Annotated in this window: 25 protein-coding genes; 14 read left to right on the top strand and 11 right to left on the bottom strand. The window is 35.7% G+C overall.

Annotation, left to right across the window (positions count from 1 at the left end; translation table 11 throughout):
* Positions 1-85: 85 nt before the first annotated feature.
* Positions 86-208, bottom strand: a complete 123-nt coding sequence (locus H0173_RS12725; RefSeq protein ID WP_221846928.1) for a GNAT family N-acetyltransferase — start codon at positions 206-208, stop codon at positions 86-88.
* Positions 209-294: 86 nt separating this feature from the next.
* Positions 295-1,164 (bottom strand): GNAT family N-acetyltransferase, encoded by an 870-nt coding sequence (locus tag H0173_RS12730; protein ID WP_221846929.1) that lies wholly within the window; start codon positions 1,162-1,164, stop codon positions 295-297.
* Positions 1,165-1,339: 175 nt separating this feature from the next.
* Here H0173_RS12730 and H0173_RS12735 point away from each other — a divergent pair, with 175 nt between their 5' ends.
* Positions 1,340-1,885: a GNAT family N-acetyltransferase gene (locus tag H0173_RS12735; protein WP_260631167.1), complete on the top strand. Its 546-nt coding sequence runs from the start codon at positions 1,340-1,342 to the stop codon at positions 1,883-1,885.
* A 401-nt stretch (positions 1,886-2,286) separates the two neighbouring features.
* Here H0173_RS12735 and H0173_RS12740 read toward each other — a convergent pair whose 3' ends face one another.
* The 4 genes from H0173_RS12740 to H0173_RS12755 form a co-directional block, all read right to left on the bottom strand.
* Positions 2,287-3,192 carry a nuclease-related domain-containing protein gene (locus H0173_RS12740; protein WP_221846930.1) on the bottom strand — a complete coding sequence of 302 codons (906 nt, stop codon included), beginning with the start codon at positions 3,190-3,192 and terminating at the stop codon, positions 2,287-2,289.
* 287 nt (positions 3,193-3,479) lie between these two features.
* Complete coding sequence (locus H0173_RS12745; RefSeq protein WP_221846931.1) at positions 3,480-5,051, bottom strand: Vga family ABC-F type ribosomal protection protein; 1,572 nt, start codon at positions 5,049-5,051, stop codon at positions 3,480-3,482.
* 411 nt (positions 5,052-5,462) lie between these two features.
* Complete coding sequence (locus tag H0173_RS12750) at positions 5,463-6,239, bottom strand: class I SAM-dependent methyltransferase (RefSeq protein WP_221846932.1); 777 nt, start codon at positions 6,237-6,239, stop codon at positions 5,463-5,465.
* A gap of 126 nt (positions 6,240-6,365) precedes the next feature.
* Positions 6,366-6,986: a DUF2238 domain-containing protein gene (locus H0173_RS12755; RefSeq protein ID WP_221846933.1), complete on the bottom strand. Its 621-nt coding sequence runs from the start codon at positions 6,984-6,986 to the stop codon at positions 6,366-6,368.
* A 361-nt stretch (positions 6,987-7,347) separates the two neighbouring features.
* On the opposite strand from H0173_RS12755, the gene H0173_RS12760 reads away from it, so the two are divergent.
* Positions 7,348-7,530: a hypothetical protein gene (locus H0173_RS12760; protein WP_221846934.1), complete on the top strand. Its 183-nt coding sequence runs from the start codon at positions 7,348-7,350 to the stop codon at positions 7,528-7,530.
* A gap of 96 nt (positions 7,531-7,626) precedes the next feature.
* On the opposite strand, the gene H0173_RS12765 is transcribed toward H0173_RS12760, so the two are convergent.
* The 4 genes from H0173_RS12765 to H0173_RS12780 all read right to left on the bottom strand — a co-directional run bounded on the left by H0173_RS12765 (position 7,627) and on the right by H0173_RS12780 (position 11,588).
* The gene (locus H0173_RS12765; RefSeq protein WP_221846935.1) at positions 7,627-8,163 is read right to left on the bottom strand and encodes a hypothetical protein; all 537 of its coding nucleotides are present in this window, start codon (positions 8,161-8,163) and stop codon (positions 7,627-7,629) included.
* A 181-nt stretch (positions 8,164-8,344) separates the two neighbouring features.
* Positions 8,345-9,184 carry a deoxyribonuclease IV gene (locus H0173_RS12770; protein ID WP_221846983.1) on the bottom strand — a complete coding sequence of 280 codons (840 nt, stop codon included), beginning with the start codon at positions 9,182-9,184 and terminating at the stop codon, positions 8,345-8,347.
* Between the two features lie 15 nt (positions 9,185-9,199).
* Positions 9,200-10,003, bottom strand: a complete 804-nt coding sequence (gene mutM, locus H0173_RS12775) for a bifunctional DNA-formamidopyrimidine glycosylase/DNA-(apurinic or apyrimidinic site) lyase (protein ID WP_221846936.1) — start codon at positions 10,001-10,003, stop codon at positions 9,200-9,202.
* A 145-nt stretch (positions 10,004-10,148) separates the two neighbouring features.
* Positions 10,149-11,588: an amino acid permease gene (locus H0173_RS12780; RefSeq protein ID WP_221846937.1), complete on the bottom strand. Its 1,440-nt coding sequence runs from the start codon at positions 11,586-11,588 to the stop codon at positions 10,149-10,151.
* A 339-nt stretch (positions 11,589-11,927) separates the two neighbouring features.
* On the opposite strand from H0173_RS12780, the gene H0173_RS12785 reads away from it, so the two are divergent.
* Positions 11,928-12,776, top strand: coding sequence for an aminoglycoside phosphotransferase family protein (locus H0173_RS12785; protein ID WP_221846938.1), 849 nt, complete (start codon positions 11,928-11,930; stop codon positions 12,774-12,776).
* A gap of 66 nt (positions 12,777-12,842) precedes the next feature.
* Here H0173_RS12785 and H0173_RS12790 read toward each other — a convergent pair whose 3' ends face one another.
* Entirely contained in the window at positions 12,843-13,727 is an 885-nt protein-coding gene (locus tag H0173_RS12790; protein ID WP_221846939.1) for a DMT family transporter, read from the bottom strand.
* Positions 13,728-13,990: 263 nt separating this feature from the next.
* On the opposite strand from H0173_RS12790, the gene H0173_RS12795 reads away from it, so the two are divergent.
* The 11 genes from H0173_RS12795 to dltD all read left to right on the top strand — a co-directional run bounded on the left by H0173_RS12795 (position 13,991) and on the right by dltD (position 24,951).
* Positions 13,991-14,602, top strand: coding sequence for a TetR/AcrR family transcriptional regulator (locus H0173_RS12795; RefSeq protein WP_221846940.1), 612 nt, complete (start codon positions 13,991-13,993; stop codon positions 14,600-14,602).
* Positions 14,603-14,666: 64 nt separating this feature from the next.
* A complete protein-coding gene (locus H0173_RS12800; RefSeq protein ID WP_221846941.1) occupies positions 14,667-15,275 on the top strand; it encodes a TetR/AcrR family transcriptional regulator in 609 nt (202 codons plus the stop codon).
* Between the two features lie 281 nt (positions 15,276-15,556).
* Positions 15,557-16,438 carry a GNAT family N-acetyltransferase gene (locus H0173_RS12805; protein ID WP_221846942.1) on the top strand — a complete coding sequence of 294 codons (882 nt, stop codon included), beginning with the start codon at positions 15,557-15,559 and terminating at the stop codon, positions 16,436-16,438.
* 16 nt (positions 16,439-16,454) lie between these two features.
* Positions 16,455-17,711: a GNAT family N-acetyltransferase gene (locus H0173_RS12810; protein WP_221846943.1), complete on the top strand. Its 1,257-nt coding sequence runs from the start codon at positions 16,455-16,457 to the stop codon at positions 17,709-17,711.
* Positions 17,712-17,800: 89 nt separating this feature from the next.
* Positions 17,801-18,658, top strand: coding sequence for an alpha/beta fold hydrolase (locus H0173_RS12815; RefSeq protein WP_221846944.1), 858 nt, complete (start codon positions 17,801-17,803; stop codon positions 18,656-18,658).
* Positions 18,659-18,691: 33 nt separating this feature from the next.
* Complete coding sequence (locus H0173_RS12820; protein ID WP_221846945.1) at positions 18,692-20,293, top strand: M2 family metallopeptidase; 1,602 nt, start codon at positions 18,692-18,694, stop codon at positions 20,291-20,293.
* Between the two features lie 430 nt (positions 20,294-20,723).
* Complete coding sequence (dltX, locus tag H0173_RS12825; RefSeq protein WP_221846946.1) at positions 20,724-20,855, top strand: teichoic acid D-Ala incorporation-associated protein DltX; 132 nt, start codon at positions 20,724-20,726, stop codon at positions 20,853-20,855.
* A 19-nt stretch (positions 20,856-20,874) separates the two neighbouring features.
* The gene (gene dltA / locus H0173_RS12830; RefSeq protein WP_221846947.1) at positions 20,875-22,374 is read left to right on the top strand and encodes a D-alanine--poly(phosphoribitol) ligase subunit DltA; all 1,500 of its coding nucleotides are present in this window, start codon (positions 20,875-20,877) and stop codon (positions 22,372-22,374) included.
* A complete protein-coding gene (gene dltB / locus H0173_RS12835) occupies positions 22,371-23,537 on the top strand; it encodes a D-alanyl-lipoteichoic acid biosynthesis protein DltB (RefSeq protein WP_221846948.1) in 1,167 nt (388 codons plus the stop codon). The genes dltA and dltB overlap by 4 nt, the downstream gene beginning before the upstream one ends.
* A 5-nt stretch (positions 23,538-23,542) precedes the next feature.
* Positions 23,543-23,779: a D-alanine--poly(phosphoribitol) ligase subunit DltC gene (dltC, locus tag H0173_RS12840; protein ID WP_221846949.1), complete on the top strand. Its 237-nt coding sequence runs from the start codon at positions 23,543-23,545 to the stop codon at positions 23,777-23,779.
* Positions 23,776-24,951 carry a D-alanyl-lipoteichoic acid biosynthesis protein DltD gene (gene dltD, locus H0173_RS12845; protein ID WP_221846950.1) on the top strand — a complete coding sequence of 392 codons (1,176 nt, stop codon included), beginning with the start codon at positions 23,776-23,778 and terminating at the stop codon, positions 24,949-24,951. Before dltC ends, dltD begins: the two co-directional genes overlap by 4 nt.
* Positions 24,952-24,970 lie beyond the last annotated feature (19 nt).

Genomic DNA, 24,970 nt, shown 5'->3' on the forward strand with positions numbered 1-24,970 from the left:
TCCAAGCGTTAAGCGAAGCTTGGTTTGGATCATGATTGGACAAAAAGGCCTTTTTTTAGAAAGGTGCCTTTTTGAAATTAGGCAGTTAATTTTTGATAAACACTGAGTATTCTATTGGATGTTGGAATCCTAGACTCCCTGCGAATTTTTTCGATGCCATATTATGAATATCACAATCCCAGCGTGGTGGAAGTTCCGTTTTTGCCATTTTCCAGCAGGTAAAAGGCTTTAGTAAAATGATTCATAATTTTTCCTTCTCCTTTTTATTTTTTGTTACCTTTGAATCAGGTATTGCTAAGCCTGTGATGTAATAGGGTGCTTAAATTGTTCTGGAAATTTGAGATTGCCAGTATTCCGAACAAAAAGGACATTTTCACTCTCGTATTTTTCCATTTGGACACCCTTTGCATCAGTCGTAAAGTGAAGGATAACTTTAGTAGTTTCTTCTGCAGCCAACTGATCAATAATTTGTATTAGATCAGGCTGCCCGACCGAGATAATATCATAAACATGGAGATTGGAGCCCTCTGATTGACATATCACTATTGTATTCAGATTTTCAAGGTAATAGAAATCATGTGTAAAAACCTTCAACGCATAGAACATTAGTAATTCTTCAGTAGCTGAAGTCGCAAATGAAGCTGAAACAGGCGCTCTTTTTTTCGCAAACTGATAGATAAACTCTAAGTCTTCCTCTCTTGTTCCGTCTAAACTCTTAATGCATTTCTTCTTTCCTCTATAAGAATATGGAATAGAATATAAGGTTTCATTCATTCGCTTAAAGCCAAACTTCGGATAATAATCTAATACCGTCTGATTGGCAAACAGATACATGACATCAATATGGCTGAAATCCTTGAGGACTTTTTCCATTAGGACTCTTGAATAACCACGGTTTTGGTACTGCTTATCTGTCATGACGGTGCCAATCTGAATGGCTTGAACTGATCGATTGTTAATTATTAATTGAATGATGTTAACTGACACATTAGCGACAATCTTTCCATTTTGCATAAGAGAATACGGCTGATATTTCTCAGTCCAATATCCTAACTTATACCAATCCTCAAATTCGATACCAAATGTATTTATGGCCAGCTCGTTAAAGCTTTTTCTTAACTCCATATCACCTTTATAATTTTTTACAAACACAGCTGATTCCATTATTGTTTCCCCTGCCCAACCGCATGAAATAGTTTTTCTACCAGACTCTATACACATAAAATATTCATATAATTAAAGTTAATATTTGTCAATGAATTCACTAGAAATGATTGAATTCGTATTACCATATAATTTAGTGTCAAAATATGGGGAAAACCAAAGGGAGGATTAAATTTTGGAGCTAGCAAATACTTTTCCTGTTTTAGAAACAGAGCGATTATATTTACGAGAGGTTACTGAAAATGACGCAGCCAGTTTAATGGCCTATCTTTCAGATCCAGAAGTGATGAAATACTTTGGAATGGAGCCCTTTCAAAACAAAAAGGAAGCATTGGAAGAAATCCAGTGGTATAAGGATATTTATACGAACAAAACGGGAATACGCTGGGGAATAACCTTAAAGGGACAAGATAAGGTCATTAGAAGCTGCGGTTTTCTTAATATATCTCCAAGACACTCCCGAGCGGAGATTGGAGCAGAGCTGTCAAAAGACTATTGGAGAAGGGGCATCATGTCCGAGGCACTAACTGCTATCATTGGATACGGTTTTCAGGACCTTGGTCTTATGAGAATTCAAGCATTAATCGAACCCCCAAATACTCCATCAATCCAATTATTTGAAAGCAAAGGATTTATACGCGAAGGCCTTCTGCGAAAATATGAATATACTTGCGGGAAATTTGATGATTTGTATATGTATTCGTTGTTGAAGACTGATTAGATAGTGATTTGACTTGAAATGACCGTTATTTTTTAAGATAACGGTCACTTTAACTTTATTTTGGGTAGATAACAGTAGCTAGGACCTTGATGACGGTCAACTCTACTCTCTAATTCTATTCCACTTGGCCGTCATTTCACTTATGACGGACAAATCTACTCTCGTTCCTCTTCCACTTGGCCGTCATCTCACTTATGACGGTCAACTCAGCACTCGATATTCCACCACTTGGCCGTCATCTCACTCATGACGGACAAATCTGCTCTTGGTCCTCCAACACTTGGCCGTCATCACTCTTGCGACAGTCAACTCGGCTTTGAAACTACCGTAGCTTGACCATTATCACAACAATATGATGGATTGCTCTCAATAATAACTGCCTCTAAGAGTGGTATCTTTACTCATTCATAGTAAGTCCACTGCTTAGTCCCGATTCTATCAAAATTTTTTAATAAAATCCTTCTCATAGTCCTTTTTTCTTTTATTCCCCCACACCAATCGTAAATAATATTAGTGCTAACTTTTTCGTCAGGAAAGAGAATCCTATATTCCCTTACACTTCGTAAAATAGCCGCTGAAATCAGTTCCTTCTGGTCGCAATCACCACAGTGACAATAATAGCCTTGAATTGTAAACGAAAATGAACCGCAGACTTTGCAAATAACTCCTTTCTTCAGTTGCTCGTATTCATAAGGCGGTAATAATGTATAGGGGTTTTCATTAATATGAAGTGAAATGAGCTGGTCAGCTAGTTTTTTATGCCATTGTGCTAGTTTTGTAAATGTCGAGTCTACTTTGTTTAAATATTTCTTTATTTGTGTTGGAAAAATAAAAGGGTTGTCCAAGGGGGCTTTGTATAGGGTGAACTCCGGATTAATAAAAACTACTTTTGCTTCAATAGGGAGGTTGCAGCCTAAATTTTGCAGCAATTGGCGGAGGAGGGATTCACTTCGGGTTAATTGGAATAGCGGATTATTATATTCATATTTAGGCACCTTATACAATCGATCTGATTCCAAGTAATAATCACCTTCAAAATTTTTCACCTCATAAAGGTAAATTTTATCCGAAGCAATAATTAAAGTGTCTATTTGAAACAAGGTATTGTTAAACTTAAGCAGCAGGTCATTAACTATGAAACAATCACCTTGAAGCCTTTCTGTTAAAGCATCAAACATCACTTCTCCTTCATAGCCTTTTTGAAGACTTACATAATGCTGTCTGTCTTTTTCAGACAAATTCATTCTTTTGTCTAAGATTCGTGAAATGATTAGTTTTTGAGGTTCCGTCCTAGATTTATAGGCCACATTACAACATCCTTTCTAAATTATTCTACTCCAATTCAATCATAATAGAAATTCCTCAGCATGTGTCGTATTCTTCGTGAATTCTGTATTACTTTTCATAGGGCAAGGAGACTCTCGCCTTGCCCGACTGATTATCCAATATCCATAATGTCGATAAAATATTGCCTAAAGATTTCTTCTAAGGGGACTACAAGCAGATTATATAGATATTTATATATGAATTTATCAATTCCTCCTTTCTATGCTTTTTTTAAAAAAAACCAGGAGAAATGTCCCCCGGTCCAAAATTATTTATTCGCTTCAAGCTCCCGCTTTTCTTTTAAAAGCTTCTGAAACTCCAATTCGAGTTCTGCTGACGGTTCAATACTTAAACGACTGAGGATTTCAGTTATTTTGGTTTCGAGGACGAGCCGTCTATCCTCACTCGTATTACGCACAGGCTGTGATTCATAATGTAAATATTGCTGATAGGTGCCTTCAAACAATTCCATTTTCTCATCACGAATGGCTAATATGCGTGTAGCAAGTTTTTCAATAAAACGCCTGTCATGAGATACAAAAATTATAGTCCCTCTATATTCCTGTAATAATCCCTCTAACGCTTCAACCGCTTCCATATCTAAAAAGTTCGTCGGTTCGTCTAAAATTAACATGTTGATATCACTCAAGAATAACTTGGCTAGCGCTACTTTTACTCGTTCTCCGCCACTTAAAACATCTACAGGCTTATACACTTCATCCCTAAAGAAGTGCATTCTGGCAAGTACAGTCCGGATCAGTGTTTCATCTTGTTGGGATGTAGACTGAATATTTTCAATAATAGATTTCTCCACATCTAAAATATTTAAATTTTGACTAAAATAACCCATTTTTACTGATGGTGAGAGCGTGATGCCTTGTTCTTGTTTCATAATCTTTTTTACGAAAGTTGTTTTTCCACTTCCGTTTGGCCCAATAATGGCTAATTTATCACCGCCTCGAACATTAAAACTTATCCCCTTCCAAAGAATGCGATCACCAATCATGCCGGCTACCTCTTGTACCCGAAGAATAATTTTGTCTTTGATGTTTTCTTCGTTAGGCAAATTCATTTTCAGCGGAGGAAGTTCCTTCACTTTTTCTACTTTTTCTAATTTTTCTAAGCGGGTTTCAAGGGCTTTTGCTGTTTGTTGCAGCTTTTTTTGTTTTTTTGCAAAGTATGGTTTGGCACCGGTTATCCTTGCTTCTGAATTACTCACCCTTTTTGGAGCTTTTGTTGCTCTTTCAGCTTTCTGCTCTTTTAATTTCAATGCATTTTCTAATTGGCTTTTCTGCTTTTCATATATTTCATAAGCCATTTTTTCTTGTTTGCGCTCTAACTCTTTTTGCTCTATATAACTGCTGTAATTTCCCGTATACTCTTTTATTTTCCCTTCATTAATTTCCCAAATCTTTGTGCAGAGTGCATCTAGGAATGCACGATCATGTGAAACTATCATAAATGCTCCATTCCATTGATCTAGTTTCTTTTCCAGCCATTCAATATGATCAGTATCTAAATGGGTCGTTGGTTCGTCTGCAAATAAGAGTCCTGAATCTTTTATGAGGGCCTTATTGATATATTCCTGCGTGATTTCTCCACCACTTTTTACAGTATCTGTTCTCTTTAACTGTGGTATTAGATCACATTTTATGTGGTGATTGATCTTCCCTTCCTCAGGAGCTAGCACGCCAGCCAAAATTTTTATTAACGTCGTTTTTCCACTTCCATTTCTGCCAACTAATCCAATGCGATCCTTTCGGTGAATTTCTAATTGATCAAGATCTAATAATAAACGGTCCTGAACATAGTACTTTATATGATGAGCTTTTAATAGCATACAATCATCTCCTTATAAATTCTTATTAGGAGACATAAAAAGCCTCCTATCTCATTCAGAATAGGAGGCTTCGGTATAAGGTATAGGCGCACATCAAAAAGAGCCAGCTCAGAAAAAGTCGGGAAATGACATCCCTAGCTTTATTCTGAACTTTTTCGGGACAAATTCACAGACCTCTTCCCAAAAACAATGCTCCCTTAAGTCCAACTATCGAAATCCAATCCTATTCTGAAAACGACAATTGAAGGCAACACAAATAAAGCAGACAGACATCATCTGCAAAAAATACCCTTCAATTGCTTACTTTCGAAAATAGGATTAAAACTTCATTGAATTGGGTCACCCTTTCGTTCATTCATGTATTTTAACTTTAAATGGAAATTAAAAAAATGTCAATTAGGGACATAGTGTTTATTTGACAGCCTTCCAAATCGTCCATCTATCTTTTTCAACGACCTCAGAGACTTCAGAAATGGAATTATCAATATAGCTAATCAATGTAGCTATTTCATGATCATCTAATTCGTGTAAAATACTTCGGCCTGTTCTTTCATGCAAATCTTTCAGTAATTGTTGCTTTGTATTATGAATTTTTCTAACTTCCCATAACTTCACTTCTTGAATTTTTCTAAAACCAGCTTCCTTGAGCTTTTCAATAACCACTTCACTGCTGTGTCTGCGCTTAATTTCCTTGTCTATTAATCTAGGAAATGCTTCAAAGAAATATCCTCTTATATGCTTCTCATTTCCTTCTAATAAACAATCCTCTGGGGTTCGATCTTGAATAATGTATGTTCCGTCATCCTCCAAAATTCTATACGCCTCTGCAAAACAAGCCTCTAAATCCGTTATGTGATGAATTAGCGCTCTTTCCAGCAATAATTGGAATTGATGATCTGGCAGACCGCTTTCTACAGCATTCCCATAATGAAGGAAAATATTTTCATATTCTTTACAATTTTCTTTTGCCCCTTCAAGACTTACTTCTGAAAAATCAACACCGGTGACAGACAGAATACCCATGTCTGATAGTGCCTTTAAGTAAATTCCCCCGCCACAGCCAATATCAACAGCCTTCTTTATATCTTCAACTTGTATCAATCCCCTAATCGTTTCCACCCACGAACGATCAGCTTCTCTAGTTGCATAGGAAAGATGGTTTTTTTGATCGTGAAAATCAATGCCCATTCTTAACACTCCATTTCCCCTTTTTCCAAAATATTACTTCTAACTACTATTTTATACATAATTAAAAATAAAGGAAATTAGCATTTTATTAACATTTTTAATAAGGCTTCCTTATAGACAAGTTTTTTATTTTTTATTTCTAAGCTGCTTATTATGAAGGTTTGAAAAGAATAATAAAGCAAGGATAGAACCAATCAGCAGTGAAAATAAATCCCACTGTGTATCCCAAATATCTCCTTGGGTTCCGAGAAAGTCTTTTGATACTTTTCCGCCTTTTATTATTTTTGTTCCTAGCCACTCGATAATTTCATATAAAGTCCCAATGGAGAGGGCAATGCTCAATGTAATGGTATATAACCATTTTCCTTTTGTTAGCGGGGATTTGCGAATCAAAACCTCCCTTATCACAATAGTAAATAAGCCTTTTAAAAAATGTCCAAACCGATCATAGTTATTACGTTTTAAGTCAAAATAATCCTTAATCCAATCAAATAGCGGAACCCTAGAGTATGTATAATGGCCCCCGATGAACATTAAAATGGTTAGGATTGCGATAATAATATAGGAAAGCGTGGTAAGCCGAAACTTATTATATGTAAAAATTACAACTGCAAGCAGTGCAATAGCCGGCAATACTTCAAGTGCCCAATTTATATAGTTATATGGCTGTATCACCGACCAAATAATAACAGCCGTAACAAACAGCAGCAAAATTATATGGATAAATGCACTTCTATCTCTTACCATTTTCCTCACTTCTCTCTCATTTTGTTATAATCAGATTTCAGATATATTGGCATCTTTAATACCATTATTCCTCAATGAGAAAAAAACATGACAATCAAAGTGAATTAAGAATTGACCTGGATCTTACTGCATAAAAATTTTTATAGACCTTTCATTACTTTTTCTTTGTCTTTTGTCGAAACCTTATTGTATAAATTTATATTTTCCTGGGAAATTTTCTGTGAAAATGTCGATTATTGCTTTGGAGTCTTATGTGTTAGGGAATGCGGAATAGCACTATAGTTGTTAAGATTGTTAATATAATTGTACTTTTATTAAAGTAGAAATATATTCCAATTGGGTAAAATGAGGAGAAATGAAAATGAATGAAAGATGGAATAAAAGGAAAGAGAAGAGAAAAATTAAGCAAAGCAGTAATTCCTACACATTTGGGGATTTTATTTTCGATGTTCTCTTTTGGATACCAGAATTAATCATTTTGCCCTTCAGATTATCTCTTTGGCTGCTTAGAGGGCTGGGCAGATTCATCTTGGATTTATTTTGATATACTGAGCAAAAGCTATTCAGCATTCATTCTATGTCCTTTATTGTAGAGAGAGACGCTCGCCATCAACAGTTTCGATGATAAAGCTTTTACCTTCTAATGCCCTTTTGCCACCTTCAGAAATCTTCTCGGCATTTCCTCCCAAGATTCATCTTCAAGTTTAACAATAATTTTAATTACATCATTATCCAAAACTTGAAGCTGTTCAGTCTCCGCGCCATATCCTTTATATTTCTCATCACCAATTTGCCAAAGAAGCACATCTTCCTCTTCCCAGTCAAATGTTGTAGCGAATTTTTCTGGGTGATCTGATGCTGTATAATACCATACCCCTGGATTTAACTCTCTCTTAGGTGAACCGTAAAACCATGTTACTTGAGTAAAAGAGACTGTTTTTGCTGCCGATTGAGGCTTCACTGCACCTGACGTATCTTCAGCATCCTCTTTTTCAGAAGTATTACTCTCTCCTGTCTTTTCCTCCTGATCACCTTTATCATTACCATCCTTTGTAACCTGCTCTTCGGCGTTGCTCTTTATATCTTTTTCCTTAGATGATTTTTCATTGCTGCATGCTGCTAACATGAGGATTGCAAATATTGAAATCATTAGTAATCTTATTTGCCTCTTTCCCATCGCACAAACCTCCCTATATATGGAAAAATATTCACCTTAATATTTCCATATGGCAGGTATTATTTCAATGCAACTTAAGATGGAGATAAAGTCGAACTATGAGGATTTTGAGAAAAAAATTGAATACTTTCACATAGCAAAAAATACCCAATTTTAATTGAGAAGCTCGGGAAATTTGAAATCATTCACTTCCCCACTTTTCAAGCAGCAGCTTTATTTCCTTTTCATGTGGAAGTTCTTCTTTCGGTGTCTCCAAAATAAAAGGGATGTTTTTAAGTTGGGGAGTCTTAATGAGCTGATCAAATTGAGACTCTGTAATATAGCCTGCTCCAAATATGGGAGCATGCCGATCTTTTCCTTCTCCTGATGGATACTTCGAATTATTAAAATGAATTACTTCTAAGACATCAAAATATCCTAAATCTGTCCCTTTCTTCACTACTTCTGCCCAATTTTCACCATTCCATAATCCACAGGAGAACGCATGACATGTATCTAAGCAAAAGCCAATTTTCTCTGGGTGATCGCTTAACTTCCGTATTTGCACTAGCTCTTCCAGAGTTGTTCCTATTGTTCCGGGTAATCCAGCATTGTTTTCTAGTAATATTTTGGCTTCCCCTTCCCATTCGCTAAGAATTTCATTTAGCATCTCGATCATTAGCTGATAGCTTTCAATTAGGGTTGAAGGGGGAATATGCTTTCCAAAATGAACAACAACACCTATAGAACCACAAGCTTCCGCTATCTCCAAATCATTTACCAACGAACGAATCACCAGTCTGCGCTTTTCTTCATTATTCGGTGTAATACTTGTAGGATAAGGTGTGTGGCTGACAGAGATCATGCCGTGTTCTTTGCAAAACTCCTTACATAGATCAGCGTCATCCCTGTTAAAATCTTTTACTAATAAACTTCGTGGATTTTTCGGGAAGTATTGAAAAGCAGCGGCTTTCATTGCAGCAGCTGTCCTGGCAGCTCCTAAAAAACCCTCACTAATAGAAAGATGGCAGCCAAATATCATACGCACTCTCCTCTCCTAATGCTGGCAGTTTTGACAAAAGTATGTTTTACGTGAAGAAATCTCCGTTTTCACAATAGGTGAACTGCATCGTGGACATTCCTTCCCATCACGGTCATGTACATACATCCTATAGCCTCCTGTTTTTCCGTCTCCCTTATAAAGAGGTTCCTCCATATAACCTCCCTGTTGGATCCCCCGCTGAAGGATATATCGAATCGATTCGTATAGATGATTCATTTGACCATTATCTAATTCATGTATTTTTCTTTCGGGAAGTAATTGCGCATGCCATAGAATCTCATCCGAATACCGATTCCCAATCCCCGCTATCACCTCTTGATTTAGCAGTGTTGTTTTTAATCCGCCTCTTTTACTTTTTATCCTATCCTGGAACACTTCTAGTGAAAAATTAGGGTCAAGCGGCTCTGAGCCAATATCCTGAAATACTTCCTTAATCTTTTCCGGCGTTAAAAGATGCAAATAACCTAAGCGAAGTCCAATAAAATAAAGATGATAATCTCCAAAGGATAATTGTACTTGCACTGTTCGATCTGGTTTCTCTTCTTCCCGTCCAAAAAACATCCTTCCGCCTAACATGAGGTGCAGAAGTAAACATTGACCATTTTGGAGCTTGAAAATTAAATATTTTGCTCTTCTTTCAATAGCTGCAACTTTTTGATTCTTTACTTGATTAGAAAATTGTTCTACCGGTATATTGATCGATTTCTCCCGATTAATTGCAACCTCTGTAACCATTTTGCCGCTGACAAACTGCTGCAGCATAGATTTATACGTTTCCATTTCAGGTAATTCCGGCATTGTTGGTCCTCCATTTATACATCTGTACTACTATTATTACTCAACCAGGAAAAATCATGAGAGGGGGAACTGAGGAATATTGTTCACACAAAAAAGCGTTTCTAATACTTCTATCCAGAAATACTAGAAACGCTTATTCCACTTTTTATATCCGCATTTGTTTATTATCTTTTAATTGCAAAGCTTGTTCTTCTGTACCATCCTGTTCACGATTCTTCTTTATTTTTAAATGATAAATGACATAGCATGCAATAACAAACGGGACACCTAAATATAGGGCTAAGCGTTGTTCAGAGTCAAACGCAAGACTAACCAACACAATGCAATTTAAAGTTAATGCGATAAGCGGAAGAATTGGATAAAGTGGTGTTCTAAATTTAAGATCCTCCACTTTGCCGCCCTCACGAATAAATCTTCTGCGGAAAGCTATTTGTGATGCAGAAATAGAGATCCAACCAACCTGGGCGCCTAATCCCGCAACGGAAAGCAGCCAAACAAATACGGTCTTTTCTGCAAAAAAACCTGACAACAATGATAATAGGGCGATTCCCATCGTTAGAACTAAGGCATTAATTGGCACACCTTGTTTATTAACCTTTGTTAGCTTAGGGCTTGTCATCTTCTCTTTAGACATGGCATACAGCATCCGTGTCGCCGCATATAATCCAGAGTTTGCAACTGATAGTAATGCTGTCAGGATAACAAAGTTCATAATATCAGCTGCATAAGGAATTCCGATACTATCAAATACTACAACAAACGGACTTTCAACAACACCCGCTTTGTCCATAGGAATTAAGCTAGATAATACAAAGATTGCCAATACGAAGAAAACCAATGTACGCCAAACAGTTTGCTTAATGGATTTAGGAATAGTTTTCTCTGGTTCTTCACTTTCCCCCGCTGCAATCCCGATTAATTCAGTTCCTTGAAATGAAAAGTTCACAGCAATCATAGTAATGATTAGGGCAGTAAATCCATTAGGCAATAAGCCATGTGCGGTAAAGTTTGATAAAAATGGAGCAGCTTGTCCTCCTTTCATCGGGATGATGCCAAACATTGCGGCACCTCCAAGGACGATAAATGCCAAAATGGCAAAAATTTTAATACTTGAGAACCAAAACTCTGTTTCCCCAAAAGCCTTGGCTGAAAGAGCATTTAATGAAAATAATACAATGGCAAATATCGCACACCAGATCCATACAGGAGAATCTGGAAACCATCTTTGCATAAGCTGTCCTGCAGATAGCAATTCTAATGCCACAGTAACAGACCAGCCGAGCCAATAAAGCCAACCGAGTGCAAATCCTGTACCTGGCCCGATAAATTTTGTGGTATACGTTTGGAATGATCCAGATACTGGCATAGCTACAGATAATTCCCCTAAACAAAGCATAGTGAGAAACATAATCATGCCGCCAACCAAGTAAGAAAGAATGGCACCTGTTGGGCCAGCTTGGCTAATCGTATAGCCAGATCCTAAGAAAAGACCAGATCCAATTACACCGCCAAGGGAGATCATGAATAAGTGACGAGCCTTCATCGTTCTCTGTAATTCATGAGCTGTGTTCTCTTGTAAGTTCATTAATACCTTCCCCCTTTATGAATACGGTTTCATATAAAACATCATAAACTTTAAAAAGATTTGTTATATTGGGATAATAGATTAAAATTTATTTTTTGGCAATCCCCAAATGTTTCTTTAAAAAAATTTTTTCAAAGATACCTTAAGCATTTTTCCTATAAAATATTTTTCTCCTTGCTAAAAAATCGCACCTTAAAGTAGTGTGCTAAAAATTAGACAATAACAATCACTTTTTTTACAGGAATAATTGCCTTATTATAGAAATCAAAGGGTTTGGCTTTTAATTCTACGGGATAGTATATTTATACATTCTACGCCCGTAATCAAGTGGGGAGATTTATGGAGATCGAAAAAATCATTACAAATTTAGTTCAAGAGAAAATCATTCAATCAGAGCCAACAAAATATGAACAATTAAAAGGAGGAACAGTCAGTGAACTGTATCTCCTTTGCCATAATGATAGTAAATATGTCGTTAAGTTAAATGATGCTCAGCTTATTCAATCAGAAGCATTTTTTCTCGGATACTACAAGGAATCAAACTTATTGCCTCGGCTCTTGTATGTTGAGCCATCTTATAGGTACATCGTTTATTCTTTCATAACAGGCTCAACGAATTATGTTAAAAATAATAAAAAAGATATACTTAATGCCCTTGTTCAAGGCCTTTTAAATCATTATAAAAAAGCGCCTAATCACTCTGGCTGGGGATGGGCAGACGATCCAGCAGATTCTTGGGAAAGGTTTCTCAACAATAGAGTTCTTGAAGCTCGGAAGGTTATAGATTCACGCTTAACACACGACGATCATAGCTTGGTTCTTCACCTCCTTCAAAAAAATAACTCCGCTAGAAGTCCATACTTGTTGCACGGAGATTGTGGAGTACATAATTTTATTTTCAATGATGGGCGATTAGATGGTGTGATTGACCCGAGCCCCGTTATCGGTCCTCCTCTATATGACTTAATCTATGCGTTTTGCTCTTCAACAGATGATCTAACAAAAGAAACAATAGAATCAACTGTTAGTTTGTTAAATAAAGAGGATATTTACAGTTCTAATTTATACGCAGAAGTTTTGATCGGATTATATTTAAGGATAGGTACTTGTATTAAACATCATCCAAATGACTTTGGAGATTACTTAAACGCATGGAACTATTGGAAGGAAGTCATAAAACAGCCATAACCAATGGTCGATCAGTCTGTAAAGTTTATGGACTTCATATTAAAAGCTAGGCTTCGGTAATGAAGCCTAGCTTTTCTGTGATGCGTTTATAATGGATTTGTTAAGGGATGGCTTTACTTCAGCCACAATAATGGCAATGAAGATTAAAAAGCATCCTAGTATCATCTTACCGGATAAAATTTCATTTAAGACAATGACCGAGGCAATTGTACCGAATAGTGATTCCGTTGAAAGAATAATAGCAGACTTTGTTGGATTTGCATATTGCATGCCGATATTTTGGCAGACATATGCAATTAACGTACAAAAGACGGCTAGATAAACAATTGTCAAAATCCCTTCCGTGCTAGCTGAAGTTGGTACCTCTCCTAAAATCAGCACACCCGCCCAGCTAAAAATCGAGGCTGCAAAAAATTGAACAATTGTTAAGGCTAAGGCATCTTCCTTCTTCACAAATACATTTGTATAAAAAATATCGAATGCAAACCCAATTGCACAAAGTATTGAAAATAAGTCACCAATATTAACTGACAGCGAGTCCTGTAAAGATAAAAGTCCAATGCCAGCGACGGCAATAATAGCCGCAATACCTTCAAATCGATCGATCCTGCGTTTATAAATGACATATGAAATAATCGGGACAATCAAAACATTAATAGCTGTTAAAAACGCATTTTTTGAAGGTGTTGTATAAGCAAGACCCATCGTTTGCAAGACAAAAGCAATAAATAAAATAGCTCCTAACACTGAACCTTTCCACATGATACTGCGTGAAATGAGCTTTAATTTTTTATGAAATACAACAGCAAGCAAAATGGTTGCCAAAGTAAATCGCAACGCCATTAACTGAATAACTGTCCAATGCTCTAATCCAATTGCCATCCCTACAAAACCGCTCCCCCACATGACAGCGGTAATGAGCATTAGCAGTTCACCCTTATACTTCTTCACAATAAACCTTCTTTCTTTAATAGAATGCTTTAATGAAAACCTAGGTGTTCAGTTTCTATAAAATTAATATAATACTAATGGTATATTCATGCACATAATAATTTATCTTAACATAAATGAACTTTATATAAAGAGGATTTTTAACAGGGTAATCCTCTACTAGACGAAAGTGTCCTTTGTTAAATTTAAAAATGTGATAATATACAAGAAAAGAGTTGACACTGATCATTTATTTTTAAAATAAATATTGGATGTGATGTACTATGCCGCCAATTGTTTCCGAAGAATATAAAGAAAGAATGAGGTCGAAGATTCTTAAGAGTGCTCTAGAGTGTTTTGCCCAAAAGGGTTTCGAAACAACAACGGTTGACGATATTGGAGCCCATTCAGGGATAAGCAAAGGATCAATTTATACATATTTCGACAGCAAGGAATCTATATATTTGGAATTACTAAATAAAGCAACTGATAATGATAAAGAAGACATTACCCAAAATTTCGCTAAACGGCGTTCAGCCTATAGCAAGATCAATTTTATGTTTGATGTATTCTTAGCTTTAGATCCATTTAATCCTGATCGACTAGGTAAAACAGTTGTATTTTATGAATTTACTTTTCATTGTACGAGGTCAGAAAAGTTGTTAGATGTGATAACTGAACGAGGGAATTTTTTAATTAATCTCATTAAAGAAACGCTGGAAGAGGGTCAAGAACAAGGTGAAATTGATAAAAATATCGATACTAATTTATATGCCCATAAGTTTTGGCTAATTATTGATGGTGCTTCTCTGCAGACCATTTATAAAGACTTCCCTTACTATGAAGTTTTAAGGGAAATGAAAGAAATGTATCTTGAGGAAATTAAAAAAAGGTGAAATTACAATGATCTTTTCGTGTCAATAGGAAGTTTCCTTACCTAAAGATATTCAGGAGGGCTTTATGACTTTTGAAAAAGAAAATTACAAAGAAATACAAAGAAATAAAGTTTTGGCCGGTGCATTAGAATGTTTTTCTTCAAAGGGTTATGTGGCAGCAACGATTAATGATATTGTCGATCATTCAGGTATTAGTAAGGGGTCAATCTATAAGTTATTTAAAAGCAAGGAAGAAATTTACGTTCAGTTAATGTATCAAAACACAGATGAAGTACTTCATGACATACAAACTATATTAGCAAAATATACAACTTATTTAGATAAAATATCATCTTTATTTACAGAATACCTAAGCAAAGATTTAAATTCCAATTTGTTAAATTCCTTTTTAGTCCAATCTGAATTTGAACTTTTTTCATCACGTAGAGAAGACATCATGAAACTATTAGAAGAAAGACGTGCTTTAAAAATTAATATGATTGCCGATGTCATGCTTGAAGGAATAGAAAATGGAGAATTTAAAAAAGAAATAGATGCTGAATTATACTCAGAATTATTTTGGTCCTTTGTTGATGGTGCCGTAACCCATAAATTATTATTTCCAAATTATCCATACGATGAAATCATAAAAGGGCAAAGGGAAATCTTTATTAAGAAATTAATAAGGAGCTAAAAACAACATAATACGTTTTAGTATTCATCTAACTGCTCCCCCCACGAATTTTCACACCCTTCATGATTCGTTAAACACTTCCTGAAAACGTTAAGGAGCCTACTGCTTTTCCGCAGACTCCTTATTTTTTTCTAATGATCTTCAATGAAAAATAATTGAAAATTTCAACATCTTATGGTTTAATCAAATTAAACCGACTGGTCATTTTTGCATTAAAAACAAATAGTTATGAAGCTTTATAGCATTAAACAATATTTAAAACTCAATTAGGATGTGTTCTTATGATAGTTGTAAAGCGTCTAAAGGATTGCACAATTGAAGAAGGTGTTAAAGCTTGGAATACGGGATTTGAAGGTTACTATTTTGATGCAACAACAAGCCCTGATCGATTTATTAACCGATTAGCAGCAGAAGGCCTTTCTTCAGAATTATCCATTGTGGCCTTTAAAAACAATGAGCCAATTGGAATTGTTAAAAATGGGATTCGCGAAGTCAACGGAAAGAAGATAGCCTGGAACGGGGGTACAGGAGTAGCTTCGAAAGTAAGAAAACAAGGAATCGGGCAGATCCTAATGGAGGAAACTTTAAACGTTTATCGAGAAGCAGGAGTGGATATCGCAACTCTAGAGGCCATTAGTGATAACGAGAGAGCAATTGCTTTATATAAAAAGATGGGCTATGAAATCGTTGATAATTTGGTCCATCTTGAACTAAAAGGCAGTGTAATTATGGAAGAAGGCAATACCAATCAAGATTACTTCATTGAAAGTGCAATTCCCCAGCAGACTAGTACTCTTCCTTTTTATAAAGGGATGAATCCATGGCAAACTCATTGGCAAGCAGCTAAAGAGGGTCAGGCCATTATTGTGAAGGACATGGAAGGGATAGAAATAGGTTATGCTTATTTCAAACGTTCCCTCGATCCCCAAGGAACACATGTTGGAACGATTCTATTTCAATGTGAAGCAGATCCTAGTAGAGATGACGCTGATAAGATCATTGATTTCATGCTTAACTATATTTTTAACTATTTTCGTGAAGATATTCGAAGAGTCATACCGAATCTCCCAAAAAAGAAAAGTTATTTAACGTATATGGCTTTAGAAAGATTAGGCTTTAAAGAAATTGCCAATCAAGTTTTTATGTTAAAAAACTGTAACTAATAGCGAGGGCTTATGTATGAAAAGTTTAATTAGGAAATTGGAAGTATCAGAGATTCCAGCTTTCGTTGAGATAGCCGTTAATGCTTATCCAGGGGTGATGCAGAATACACCCGACTTCAAAGAGCGATTCTCGACTATGATAACTATACTGCAAGAAAAAGAAAAGACAATCGAATTTTTTGGTTTGTTTAGAGATGGTAAGCTTGTTGGAGGAATGAGGATTCACTACTTTCAAATGAACTTATTCTCCAAAATTATAGATGTTGGTGGAGTAGGATTAGTAGCTGTAGACCTGTTGCATAAAAAAGAAAAAATAGCAAAAGAACTAATTAGTTACTTTATTCAACATTTCGTAAACCGGGAAGTATCATTCTTAGCTCTCTATCCATTTAGGCCAGATTTTTATAAAAAAATGGGATTTGGCTATGGAACGAAGATGAATCAATATCTAATTGAACCATCTAGCTTTCCTGCAAGAGGAACTAAAGAAGGACTTACATTCCTAAACAAGACTCATAAAGAACACATTAAAGATTGCTATAACCTTTATGCTAAAGAAACTCATGGCATGATGTTAAAAACGGATTATGATGTAGAGGTATTGTTCAAAAATCCGGATCATAAAATTGTTGGCTGCTTTAATGGAGAGAAACTAGAAGGTTATATAGTGTTCACGTTCAAAAAGATGAGTGAAACAAATTTTATCCATAATAATATCGTTATTAAAGAAATGATCTACCGAAATCCGCAAGCGTTATCCAAAATAGCGGCGTTCCTTAATAGCCAGAACGATCAAATACATCGAATTGAGCTTACTACACAAGATGATGCAATCGAGTATTTAATTGCTGATCCAAGAAATGGATCCAATCGTTTAATGCCTAGTGTCTACCATGAAACGAATAGTGCTGGAATTGGACTAATGTATAGGATTATTAACATGGATGCATTTATCGAAAAATTAAGTGAATACAATTTTAATAATGTAACGATAAAGTTAGGCATAAACATAATGGATAGTTTTATAGAAGGAAACAGCAGAAGAATAGTTATCGATTTCAGAGAAGGGAAAGCAGCAATTTCCCAAGCTGAAAATGCCGATGTAGAAATAAAAATGGAAATATCGGATTTATCCTCTCTGTTTATGGGTGTAATCAATTTTAAAAAATTATATGACTTTGGCCGGGCAGAAATAAATATTGCAGAAATAGTAAATGAGGTAAATACATTATTTTCTACTATGCAAAAACCTTTGTGTATTACGGCTTTCTAAATAAGAGAAATTCTTTATTCCAAAAAGCTTTATACATTCTAATCCTGAAAATATTTCGGCGCAAAATGATAATGGAAGTGTTGTCTTGTATGATAAGCAGAAAAGTTAAAGCAGATGAAATTGAAATACAGATCTATGAATGCGGTAACAAAACGGGCGAGGCTATCCTTTTTCTACACCCACAAGGAAGTTCATCGAAAATATGGGAAAAGGCACTTCCGGCTTTTATAGAAGATTACCATATCATATTAATGGATTTAAGGGGTCACGGTGGATCGGATAAACCCGCCTACGGTTATGACATTCAATCGCAATGTAGAGACATCAAGTGTGTTTTAGAGGAATTAGGAAAACAGAAAGCACATTTGGTAGGAAGTTCATTAGGAGGGGATATTGCGACTGCCTTCGCCTCCATTTATCCAGAAAATATCATTTCGCTGACTAACATTGACTCTGGCATGATCAATTATATCGGTCAAGATGGAGAAAGACATCAGACGATAGAAGAAGTACTAGAAGAATTTAAAAATAGACAAATAAATAGCTTTTCCTCTAAAGCCGAACTATTGGAATATGCAGAAAGTGTTTTTCCTAAAGAGATGTGGGATTTCTATTTTGAAGAATGGTTTAAGTTTGTCTCTTTATATGAAGTCGCAGAAGACCGGATATCCTATCAAATCCCACCATATATTAATGTACAGATAATGGAAATGGTCTGCAATTTACAATACAAAGAGCTATACAAAAATATAACTTGTCCGATTCTCTTCCTGCCAGCAGAAAAGGAAGACCACTTAGCGATAAAGTTAAAAAATATTGATGAGGCGAAAAAGCAAACATTTGTTAAGACATCCATCATTCCAGGTTCCAAACATCTAATGATTCTCGATCAGTCAGAAGAAGTTTGCCAAAACATCTTAGATTTTTTACTAGAAACAAAAAATTAGGAGCTTTACAAAAAATGAAGGGAATGAACCGTTATGGGTAAAAAAGTGCAAACCTTTTTACATGAATTAAATGATCAAATGCAATTATTAATGAGTGATGTTACTGAAGCTAGTTGGATGGCACAAACTACTGGCGATCCTATTTGGGCCGAAAAACTTAGCAAGGCGGAAACAAAACTTAATATCATGTTTTCTCAAAAGGATACTTATGAAACTGCAAAAAAGTATTTAGAGGAAGGAAATTTACAAGAAATTGAAAAACGTCAACTATTCCTTTTCCTTAATATGATGAAAGAAAATCAGCTCCCGGAAGAAATTCTAGCTGATTTGTCAAAACGATCTTCTGACCTAAATCTTTTATTTAACACTTTTACACCTGAAGTAGATGGAAAGAAATATTCAGCTAATGATATCAGAGATGTATTAATCAATAGTAATGATCAAGAGCTTCGTAAAAAGGTCTGGTATGCGAGTAAAGAAGTAGGAAAAGTTGTCGAAAAAGACCTCCTAGAGCTTGTCAAAAAAAGAAATGAGGCTGCAAAACTGCTCGGATATGAAAATCATTACCAAATGGCCTTTGCCCTGCAGGAATTAGATCAAAAAGAAGTATTTTCGATATTTGAGGGATTAATAGAACAATCCGATACTGCTTATCGTTCCATGAAAAAGGAGTTAGATGAAAGACTTGCATCCAAGTTTGAGATCGCCCCTTCTGACATTCGCCCTTGGCATTATGTTGACCCATTTTTTCAAGAAGCTCCGACTTCAGACGAAACCAATTTAGATCAATTCTATATCGGCAAGGATTTATTGCAGATGACTACAGAAACTTTTGGAGATATGGGAATTGAAGTGGCAGATCTATATGAGAAAAGTGATCTATTTCCAAGAGAAAAGAAGAATCCAACTGCTTTTTGTATGGACATCGATCGTGAAGGAGATGTTAGGGTTTTATGCAATCTTCAGGAAGATTCATATTGGATGGAAACCAATTTGCATGAATTTGGGCACGCTGCCTATTTTAAATATGTAGATTCCGAACTCCCATTTATTCTGCGTTCTTGCAGTCACACCTTAACGACTGAAGCAATTGCTATGATGTTTGGGAAAATGGGCAAAGACCCGCGTTGGCTGCGCAAATATCTCAATATGAATAACGAGCTGATTGACGAGCTTTCACCTCAATTAGAAAAACTGCAACAGCTGGGAATGCTTATCGCAGCCAGATGGATCATCACCTTTGTCTTTTTTGAAAAAGAGTTATATGAGAATCCTGATCAAGATTTAAACGCTTTATGGTGGAAAACAGTAAGTGAAATTCAATTAGTTACCCCGCCAGATTCAACCGATCAACCAGACTGGGCTGCAAAAATCCATTTTACATTAGCTCCCGTTTATTACCAAAACTACTTATTGGGAGAACTGATGGCTGCCCAATTACAACGTTACATCGAAAAATCAATTACTAATGAAATTTTCACGAAAGAAACCGGGGATATGCTGATCCATCAATATTTCAAACCAGGTGCATTATATGACTGGAATGAAAAGATCTCTAGAATTACTGGAGAAAAATTAAATCCATCTCACTTTTGTGAGCATTATTGCCAAACAGATACTAAGGTTGAATTATAGTGCCAAAGGAGTCAGGAGTCATTTCCTGACTCCTTTGTTATTCAATCCTTTATCTTCCTAATTCTATATAGATTCCCGTCCCTTACTTCTAAAAGCAAAATTTTAGTTTCATGGTACTATATATTATTTGTTAGTTATGATGTTATTACACTATAATATTAAATATTGTTGATTAAGTCCTCTCTTTATTTCTCGCAAATGTCGTTAATTTGCAGAAAAGTCTAAACAGGCTAATGAAAGTATGAGATTTAATCGCAGTAAATCAATGGGAATAGGAGGAGTATTTTCCATCACTCTGTATGAATCTATTTCTTTCTTTAATTTAATAATAAAAGAAACAATTTGTTTCTAAACTAAACACACATTTTAAAAAAATTCGTTTTATGAATGCATTACTATTTCTATACTAAATGGAAGTGATGTTTAAGTCATGTCTAACAATAATAAAAAAACAAATGGATTTGTTCTTTACTTATATTATTTATTCATCCTGCTTCTACTATTTTTCATGTATGGCTTTAGTGATGCCAATGCTGGGGCTTATATATACACTGAATTTTAAATAGTGGAGGTGCTTTCTAATGAGAATGTTATCTACCATAAAGGATTTTGCATTTACTCATCCTGAAGCAGTAGCATTTATTTCACCAAACAATTCAATTACATATGGTGAGCTTTGGCGAAAATCGGAACAAATAGCCACGTATTTATTAAAACAAGACATTAGGTCAGATTCACCAATTATCGTGTATGGCCACATGGAGCCAGAGATGCTTGTCTCTTTCTTGGGAAGTGTAAAGTCTGGACATGCCTATATTCCCATTGATGTTTCGATTCCACCAGAAAGAATCGAAAGAATCATCGAAAGCTCTCAGGCAGAAATCATGATCAATGTTTCTGGAGGTCCATTGAACCTTGAAAGTCCATCTATTCGATCAATTACCATGGGCGATATATTGCCTACTGGATCAAATGAGGTAGATACGAAATATTGGGTAAAAGAGGATAATAACTTTTATATTATCTATACTTCCGGCAGCACAGGGAATCCAAAGGGTGTTCAAATATCAGCCAATAATCTTCAAAGTTTTATTGATTGGATGGTAGAAGACTTCCCAATTAAAGGAGGACTTTGCTTTTTAAATCAAGCACCTTTCTCCTTTGATCTCTCAGTAATGGATCTTTACCCATGCCTTGCAACAGGTGGAAGTCTCTTTGCTATTACAAAAGAAATGATCGCAAAACCAAAAATATTATTTGAAGCTTTCAAACAATCAAACATACAGGTTTGGACTTCTACCCCATCATTTGTGCAAATGTGCCTAATGGATCCATCTTTTAATCAAGAGTTACTTCCAGAACTAACGGTTTTCTTATTTTGCGGCGAGATTTTACCCGCACCTATTGCCCGTCAATTGATGGAACGTTTTCCAAAGGCAAAGGTATATAATACGTATGGTCCAACAGAAGCAACAGTTGCCATCACATATGTGGAAATAACGGAAGAAATACTCGACCAATATTCAACTCTCCCAATTGGAAGAGCAAAAAAAGATACTAAGTTGTTATTGTTGAATGCTGAAGGACAAGAGGGAGAAAAAGGGGAAATTATCATCGTCGGCCCAAGCGTAAGCAAAGGATATTTAGGCCAACCGGAACTAACGGAAAAATCATTTTACAGGATCAATGATAAACAGGCCTATAGAACAGGTGATGAAGGCATAATGGAAAAGGACCTGCTTTTCTATAAGGGCCGGATTGATTTTCAGATTAAATTACATGGATATCGCATGGAATTAGAAGAAATTGAACAGCATATAGCTCATTCACAATATGTCAAGATGGCAGTGGTTGTTCCCGTTTATAAAGAGGACAAGATAGAATATTTAACAGCAGCCATCGTTCCTGCAAATCATGAATTTGAAAAGGAATATCAGCTAACAAGTGCGATTAAAAAAGAGCTTGCCGATAAACTTCCAGCTTATATGATTCCGAGAAAGTTTGTATATGATCAAGAGCTGCCAATGACTCCCAATGGAAAAATTGACCGAAAAGGTATCAAAGAAAAGGTATTGCTATGACACCATATGGCACATTTCTGTTCTTTTTTATCACAGCCATTCTTTTAGCACCAACGGTTATCCTTGGGCTAAACGGAAAACAATTTCGGACCTATAATATATTCGTAACGCTGATTTTTCTAGCGCTGATCTTTTCTTCCAATTTACAAGAAACCTATGCGCTAATCTTTTTTACCATTTGGCAAGTGTTATTAATAAAAGGCTATATTGCGTATCGAAAAAAGACCAACAGCGGGTTCGCTTTTTGTTTAGCAGTCATTCTTTCACTGCTGCCGCTTCTATTATCTAAATTATCACCCTATCTATTCGTTCAAAATATGTGGGGCTTTATCGGTATATCGTATCTTACCTTTAAAGGCATTCAAATGATCATGGAAACTAGGGATGGATTAATTAAAAACCAGATTTCGATTGTCCGCTTGTTGTATTTCATTCTTTTCTTCCCAACCATCTCTTCTGGACCAATTGATCGGTACCGCAGATTTGAAAAGGATGTAAAGGAAGAAATACCTCGTGAAAAATATAAACTTCTTCTTTACGAAGGAATCAATAAAATCTTTCTCGGTTTTCTTTATAAATTCATTATTGGTTATTCCATTAATCACTATATTATTTTAAACCTTGGTTTTATTTCACACAGTACTTTCCAGCATCATCTTTTCTATATGTATGCTTATAGTTTTTATTTATTTTTTGACTTTGCAGGATATAGCGCTTTTGCCATTGGAGTCAGCTACATTATGGGAGTTAAAACGCCGGAAAACTTTAATAAACCATTTATCAGCAGAAATATTAAGGACTTCTGGAATCGTTGGCATATGACTCTTTCTTTTTGGTTCAGGGATTATGTATTTATGCGGTTTGTCTATTGGATTCATAAGAAAAAATGGATTAAAAATCGTCAAATCATATCTAACTTAGGATATATCTTGTTGTTCTTATTAATGGGCTTATGGCATGGTTTAGAAATTCAGTATATTCTTTACGGAATTTACCACGCCGTTTTAATGGTTGCTTATAATACGTTTGAGCAGGTTAATAAAAAACGCCATTGGTGGCCGCAAAATAAATTCACTCATATCGTGTCTGTTATCGTCACGTTCCACTTTATTTGCTTTGGATTCTATATATTTTCAGGATACTTTATTCATAAGGGAGTATGATTCATATGACATTTACTGATCAAGTTATCGCTTTAGTGGCAGAAGTTTGCCAAGACGATGTAGTTAAAGATGATCCAAATATTGATTTATTTGATTCCGGACTTCTAGATTCATTTGGGACAGTAGAACTGCTTGTCCAAATAGAAGAACGATTTGGAATTAACGTACCTATTACTGAATTCGATCGTGAAACTTGGAATACACCTAATAAAATTGCTGAACAATTAGCTGATTTTAGATGAAAAGGGCTTTATTTGCACCAATGATTTTTGCTTTTCTTACCCTTTTTATTCTGATTATTTTTCCGAATAGCTGGATTGAAAGTATCATTCCGAAAGAAAGGGTAAGTGAAGCTGCAACAGAATTAAATCCCTTTATGTTTCAAGGAAAATATGTTCAAAATAAAATGCTACAGGATGATCGTTACTTGCCCATATACGGTTCTTCAGAATTAGCTAGGCTTGATCGGTTTCATCCATCCAATTACTTCGCAGAAAATGATGATGGATTCACTCCCTTTCTCATTGGCCGAGGGGGGTCCATTTCTATAATTCATTTTCTCAACTTTGCTGAGCACATCGACCAACTTAAAGGAAAGAAGCTTGTATTTATCATATCTCCACAGTGGTTTAAACCTAAAGGAGCCGATTTGTCACACTTCGTCCCAAACTTTTCGATCCTCCAAGGATATGATCTTGCTTTTAACAATAAGATTGACCCCGAAGTGAAAAAGACGGCGATCAAACGATTGTTAAAATTCAAGCCGGTGCAGGATGATTTAATACTTTCAGCTCTGTATCAAGCGGAAATTTCTAGTAACCCTTCGGATAAGAGAAAAGCTGATCTAGCTCGTCCATTTGCCTATGTATATAGATCAATCCTCGAGAAAAAGGATTTGTATTACACTTTGGTAAGCGGGATTTCCCGTAAACGGGATATCAGTTCGAATGTTCGGGATAAATCCTGGGAGGAATTAAAACATCAAGCAAACGTAATGGGTAAACGGGAGTCTACAAATAATCACTTTTACATCATTGATTCTAAATACAATGCTATTAAACATCTAGTGCCTTTTTTGAAAGATACAAAAATCGGTGCTTCATACGGAAAATCTGTTGAATATCTAGATTTCCAGCTTGTACTTGATCTTTTAAAACAATCAGGGGCAAAGCCGCTATTCATTTCAGTTCCGGTCAATGGGACTTGGTATGATTATACCGGTTTTCCAAAGCAAGGCCGAACGGCTTATTACAAACGAATTAAACAGCAGATTGAAGCAGAAGGTTTCCCTATAGCCGATTTTTCAGATCACGAATACGATCCTTATTTTATGAAGGATACTATTCATATTGGCTGGAAGGGCTGGGTATATGTTGATAAAGCCATTAAAGATTTTTACGATGCAAATATTTAATTAGTGGGATTTTTGTATT

Origin of the sequence: Bacillus sp. S/N-304-OC-R1 (genome assembly GCF_019749375.1) — a bacterium.
Lineage (GTDB): Bacteria > Bacillota > Bacilli > Bacillales > Cytobacillaceae > Cytobacillus.

Coding starts and splice junctions, on each gene's coding strand:
- dltB (WP_221846948.1), top strand. CDS start 22,371: ATGACACCATATGGCACATTTCTGTTCTTTTTTATCACAGCCATTCTT.
- H0173_RS12815 (WP_221846944.1), top strand. CDS start 17,801: ATGATAAGCAGAAAAGTTAAAGCAGATGAAATTGAAATACAGATCTAT.
- H0173_RS12780 (WP_221846937.1), bottom strand. CDS start 11,588: ATGAACTTACAAGAGAACACAGCTCATGAATTACAGAGAACGATGAAG.
- dltD (WP_221846950.1), top strand. CDS start 23,776: ATGAAAAGGGCTTTATTTGCACCAATGATTTTTGCTTTTCTTACCCTT.
- H0173_RS12755 (WP_221846933.1), bottom strand. CDS start 6,986: ATGGTAAGAGATAGAAGTGCATTTATCCATATAATTTTGCTGCTGTTT.
- H0173_RS12810 (WP_221846943.1), top strand. CDS start 16,455: ATGAAAAGTTTAATTAGGAAATTGGAAGTATCAGAGATTCCAGCTTTC.
- H0173_RS12760 (WP_221846934.1), top strand. CDS start 7,348: ATGAATGAAAGATGGAATAAAAGGAAAGAGAAGAGAAAAATTAAGCAA.
- H0173_RS12820 (WP_221846945.1), top strand. CDS start 18,692: ATGGGTAAAAAAGTGCAAACCTTTTTACATGAATTAAATGATCAAATG.
- mutM (WP_221846936.1), bottom strand. CDS start 10,003: ATGCCGGAATTACCTGAAATGGAAACGTATAAATCTATGCTGCAGCAG.
- H0173_RS12785 (WP_221846938.1), top strand. CDS start 11,928: ATGGAGATCGAAAAAATCATTACAAATTTAGTTCAAGAGAAAATCATT.
- dltX (WP_221846946.1), top strand. CDS start 20,724: ATGTCTAACAATAATAAAAAAACAAATGGATTTGTTCTTTACTTATAT.
- dltA (WP_221846947.1), top strand. CDS start 20,875: ATGAGAATGTTATCTACCATAAAGGATTTTGCATTTACTCATCCTGAA.
- H0173_RS12795 (WP_221846940.1), top strand. CDS start 13,991: ATGCCGCCAATTGTTTCCGAAGAATATAAAGAAAGAATGAGGTCGAAG.
- dltC (WP_221846949.1), top strand. CDS start 23,543: ATGACATTTACTGATCAAGTTATCGCTTTAGTGGCAGAAGTTTGCCAA.
- H0173_RS12745 (WP_221846931.1), bottom strand. CDS start 5,051: ATGCTATTAAAAGCTCATCATATAAAGTACTATGTTCAGGACCGTTTA.
- H0173_RS12725 (WP_221846928.1), bottom strand. CDS start 208: ATGGCAAAAACGGAACTTCCACCACGCTGGGATTGTGATATTCATAAT.
- H0173_RS12765 (WP_221846935.1), bottom strand. CDS start 8,163: ATGGGAAAGAGGCAAATAAGATTACTAATGATTTCAATATTTGCAATC.
- H0173_RS12805 (WP_221846942.1), top strand. CDS start 15,557: ATGATAGTTGTAAAGCGTCTAAAGGATTGCACAATTGAAGAAGGTGTT.
- H0173_RS12730 (WP_221846929.1), bottom strand. CDS start 1,164: ATGGAATCAGCTGTGTTTGTAAAAAATTATAAAGGTGATATGGAGTTA.
- H0173_RS12750 (WP_221846932.1), bottom strand. CDS start 6,239: ATGGGCATTGATTTTCACGATCAAAAAAACCATCTTTCCTATGCAACT.
- H0173_RS12770 (WP_221846983.1), bottom strand. CDS start 9,184: ATGATATTTGGCTGCCATCTTTCTATTAGTGAGGGTTTTTTAGGAGCT.
- H0173_RS12800 (WP_221846941.1), top strand. CDS start 14,667: ATGACTTTTGAAAAAGAAAATTACAAAGAAATACAAAGAAATAAAGTT.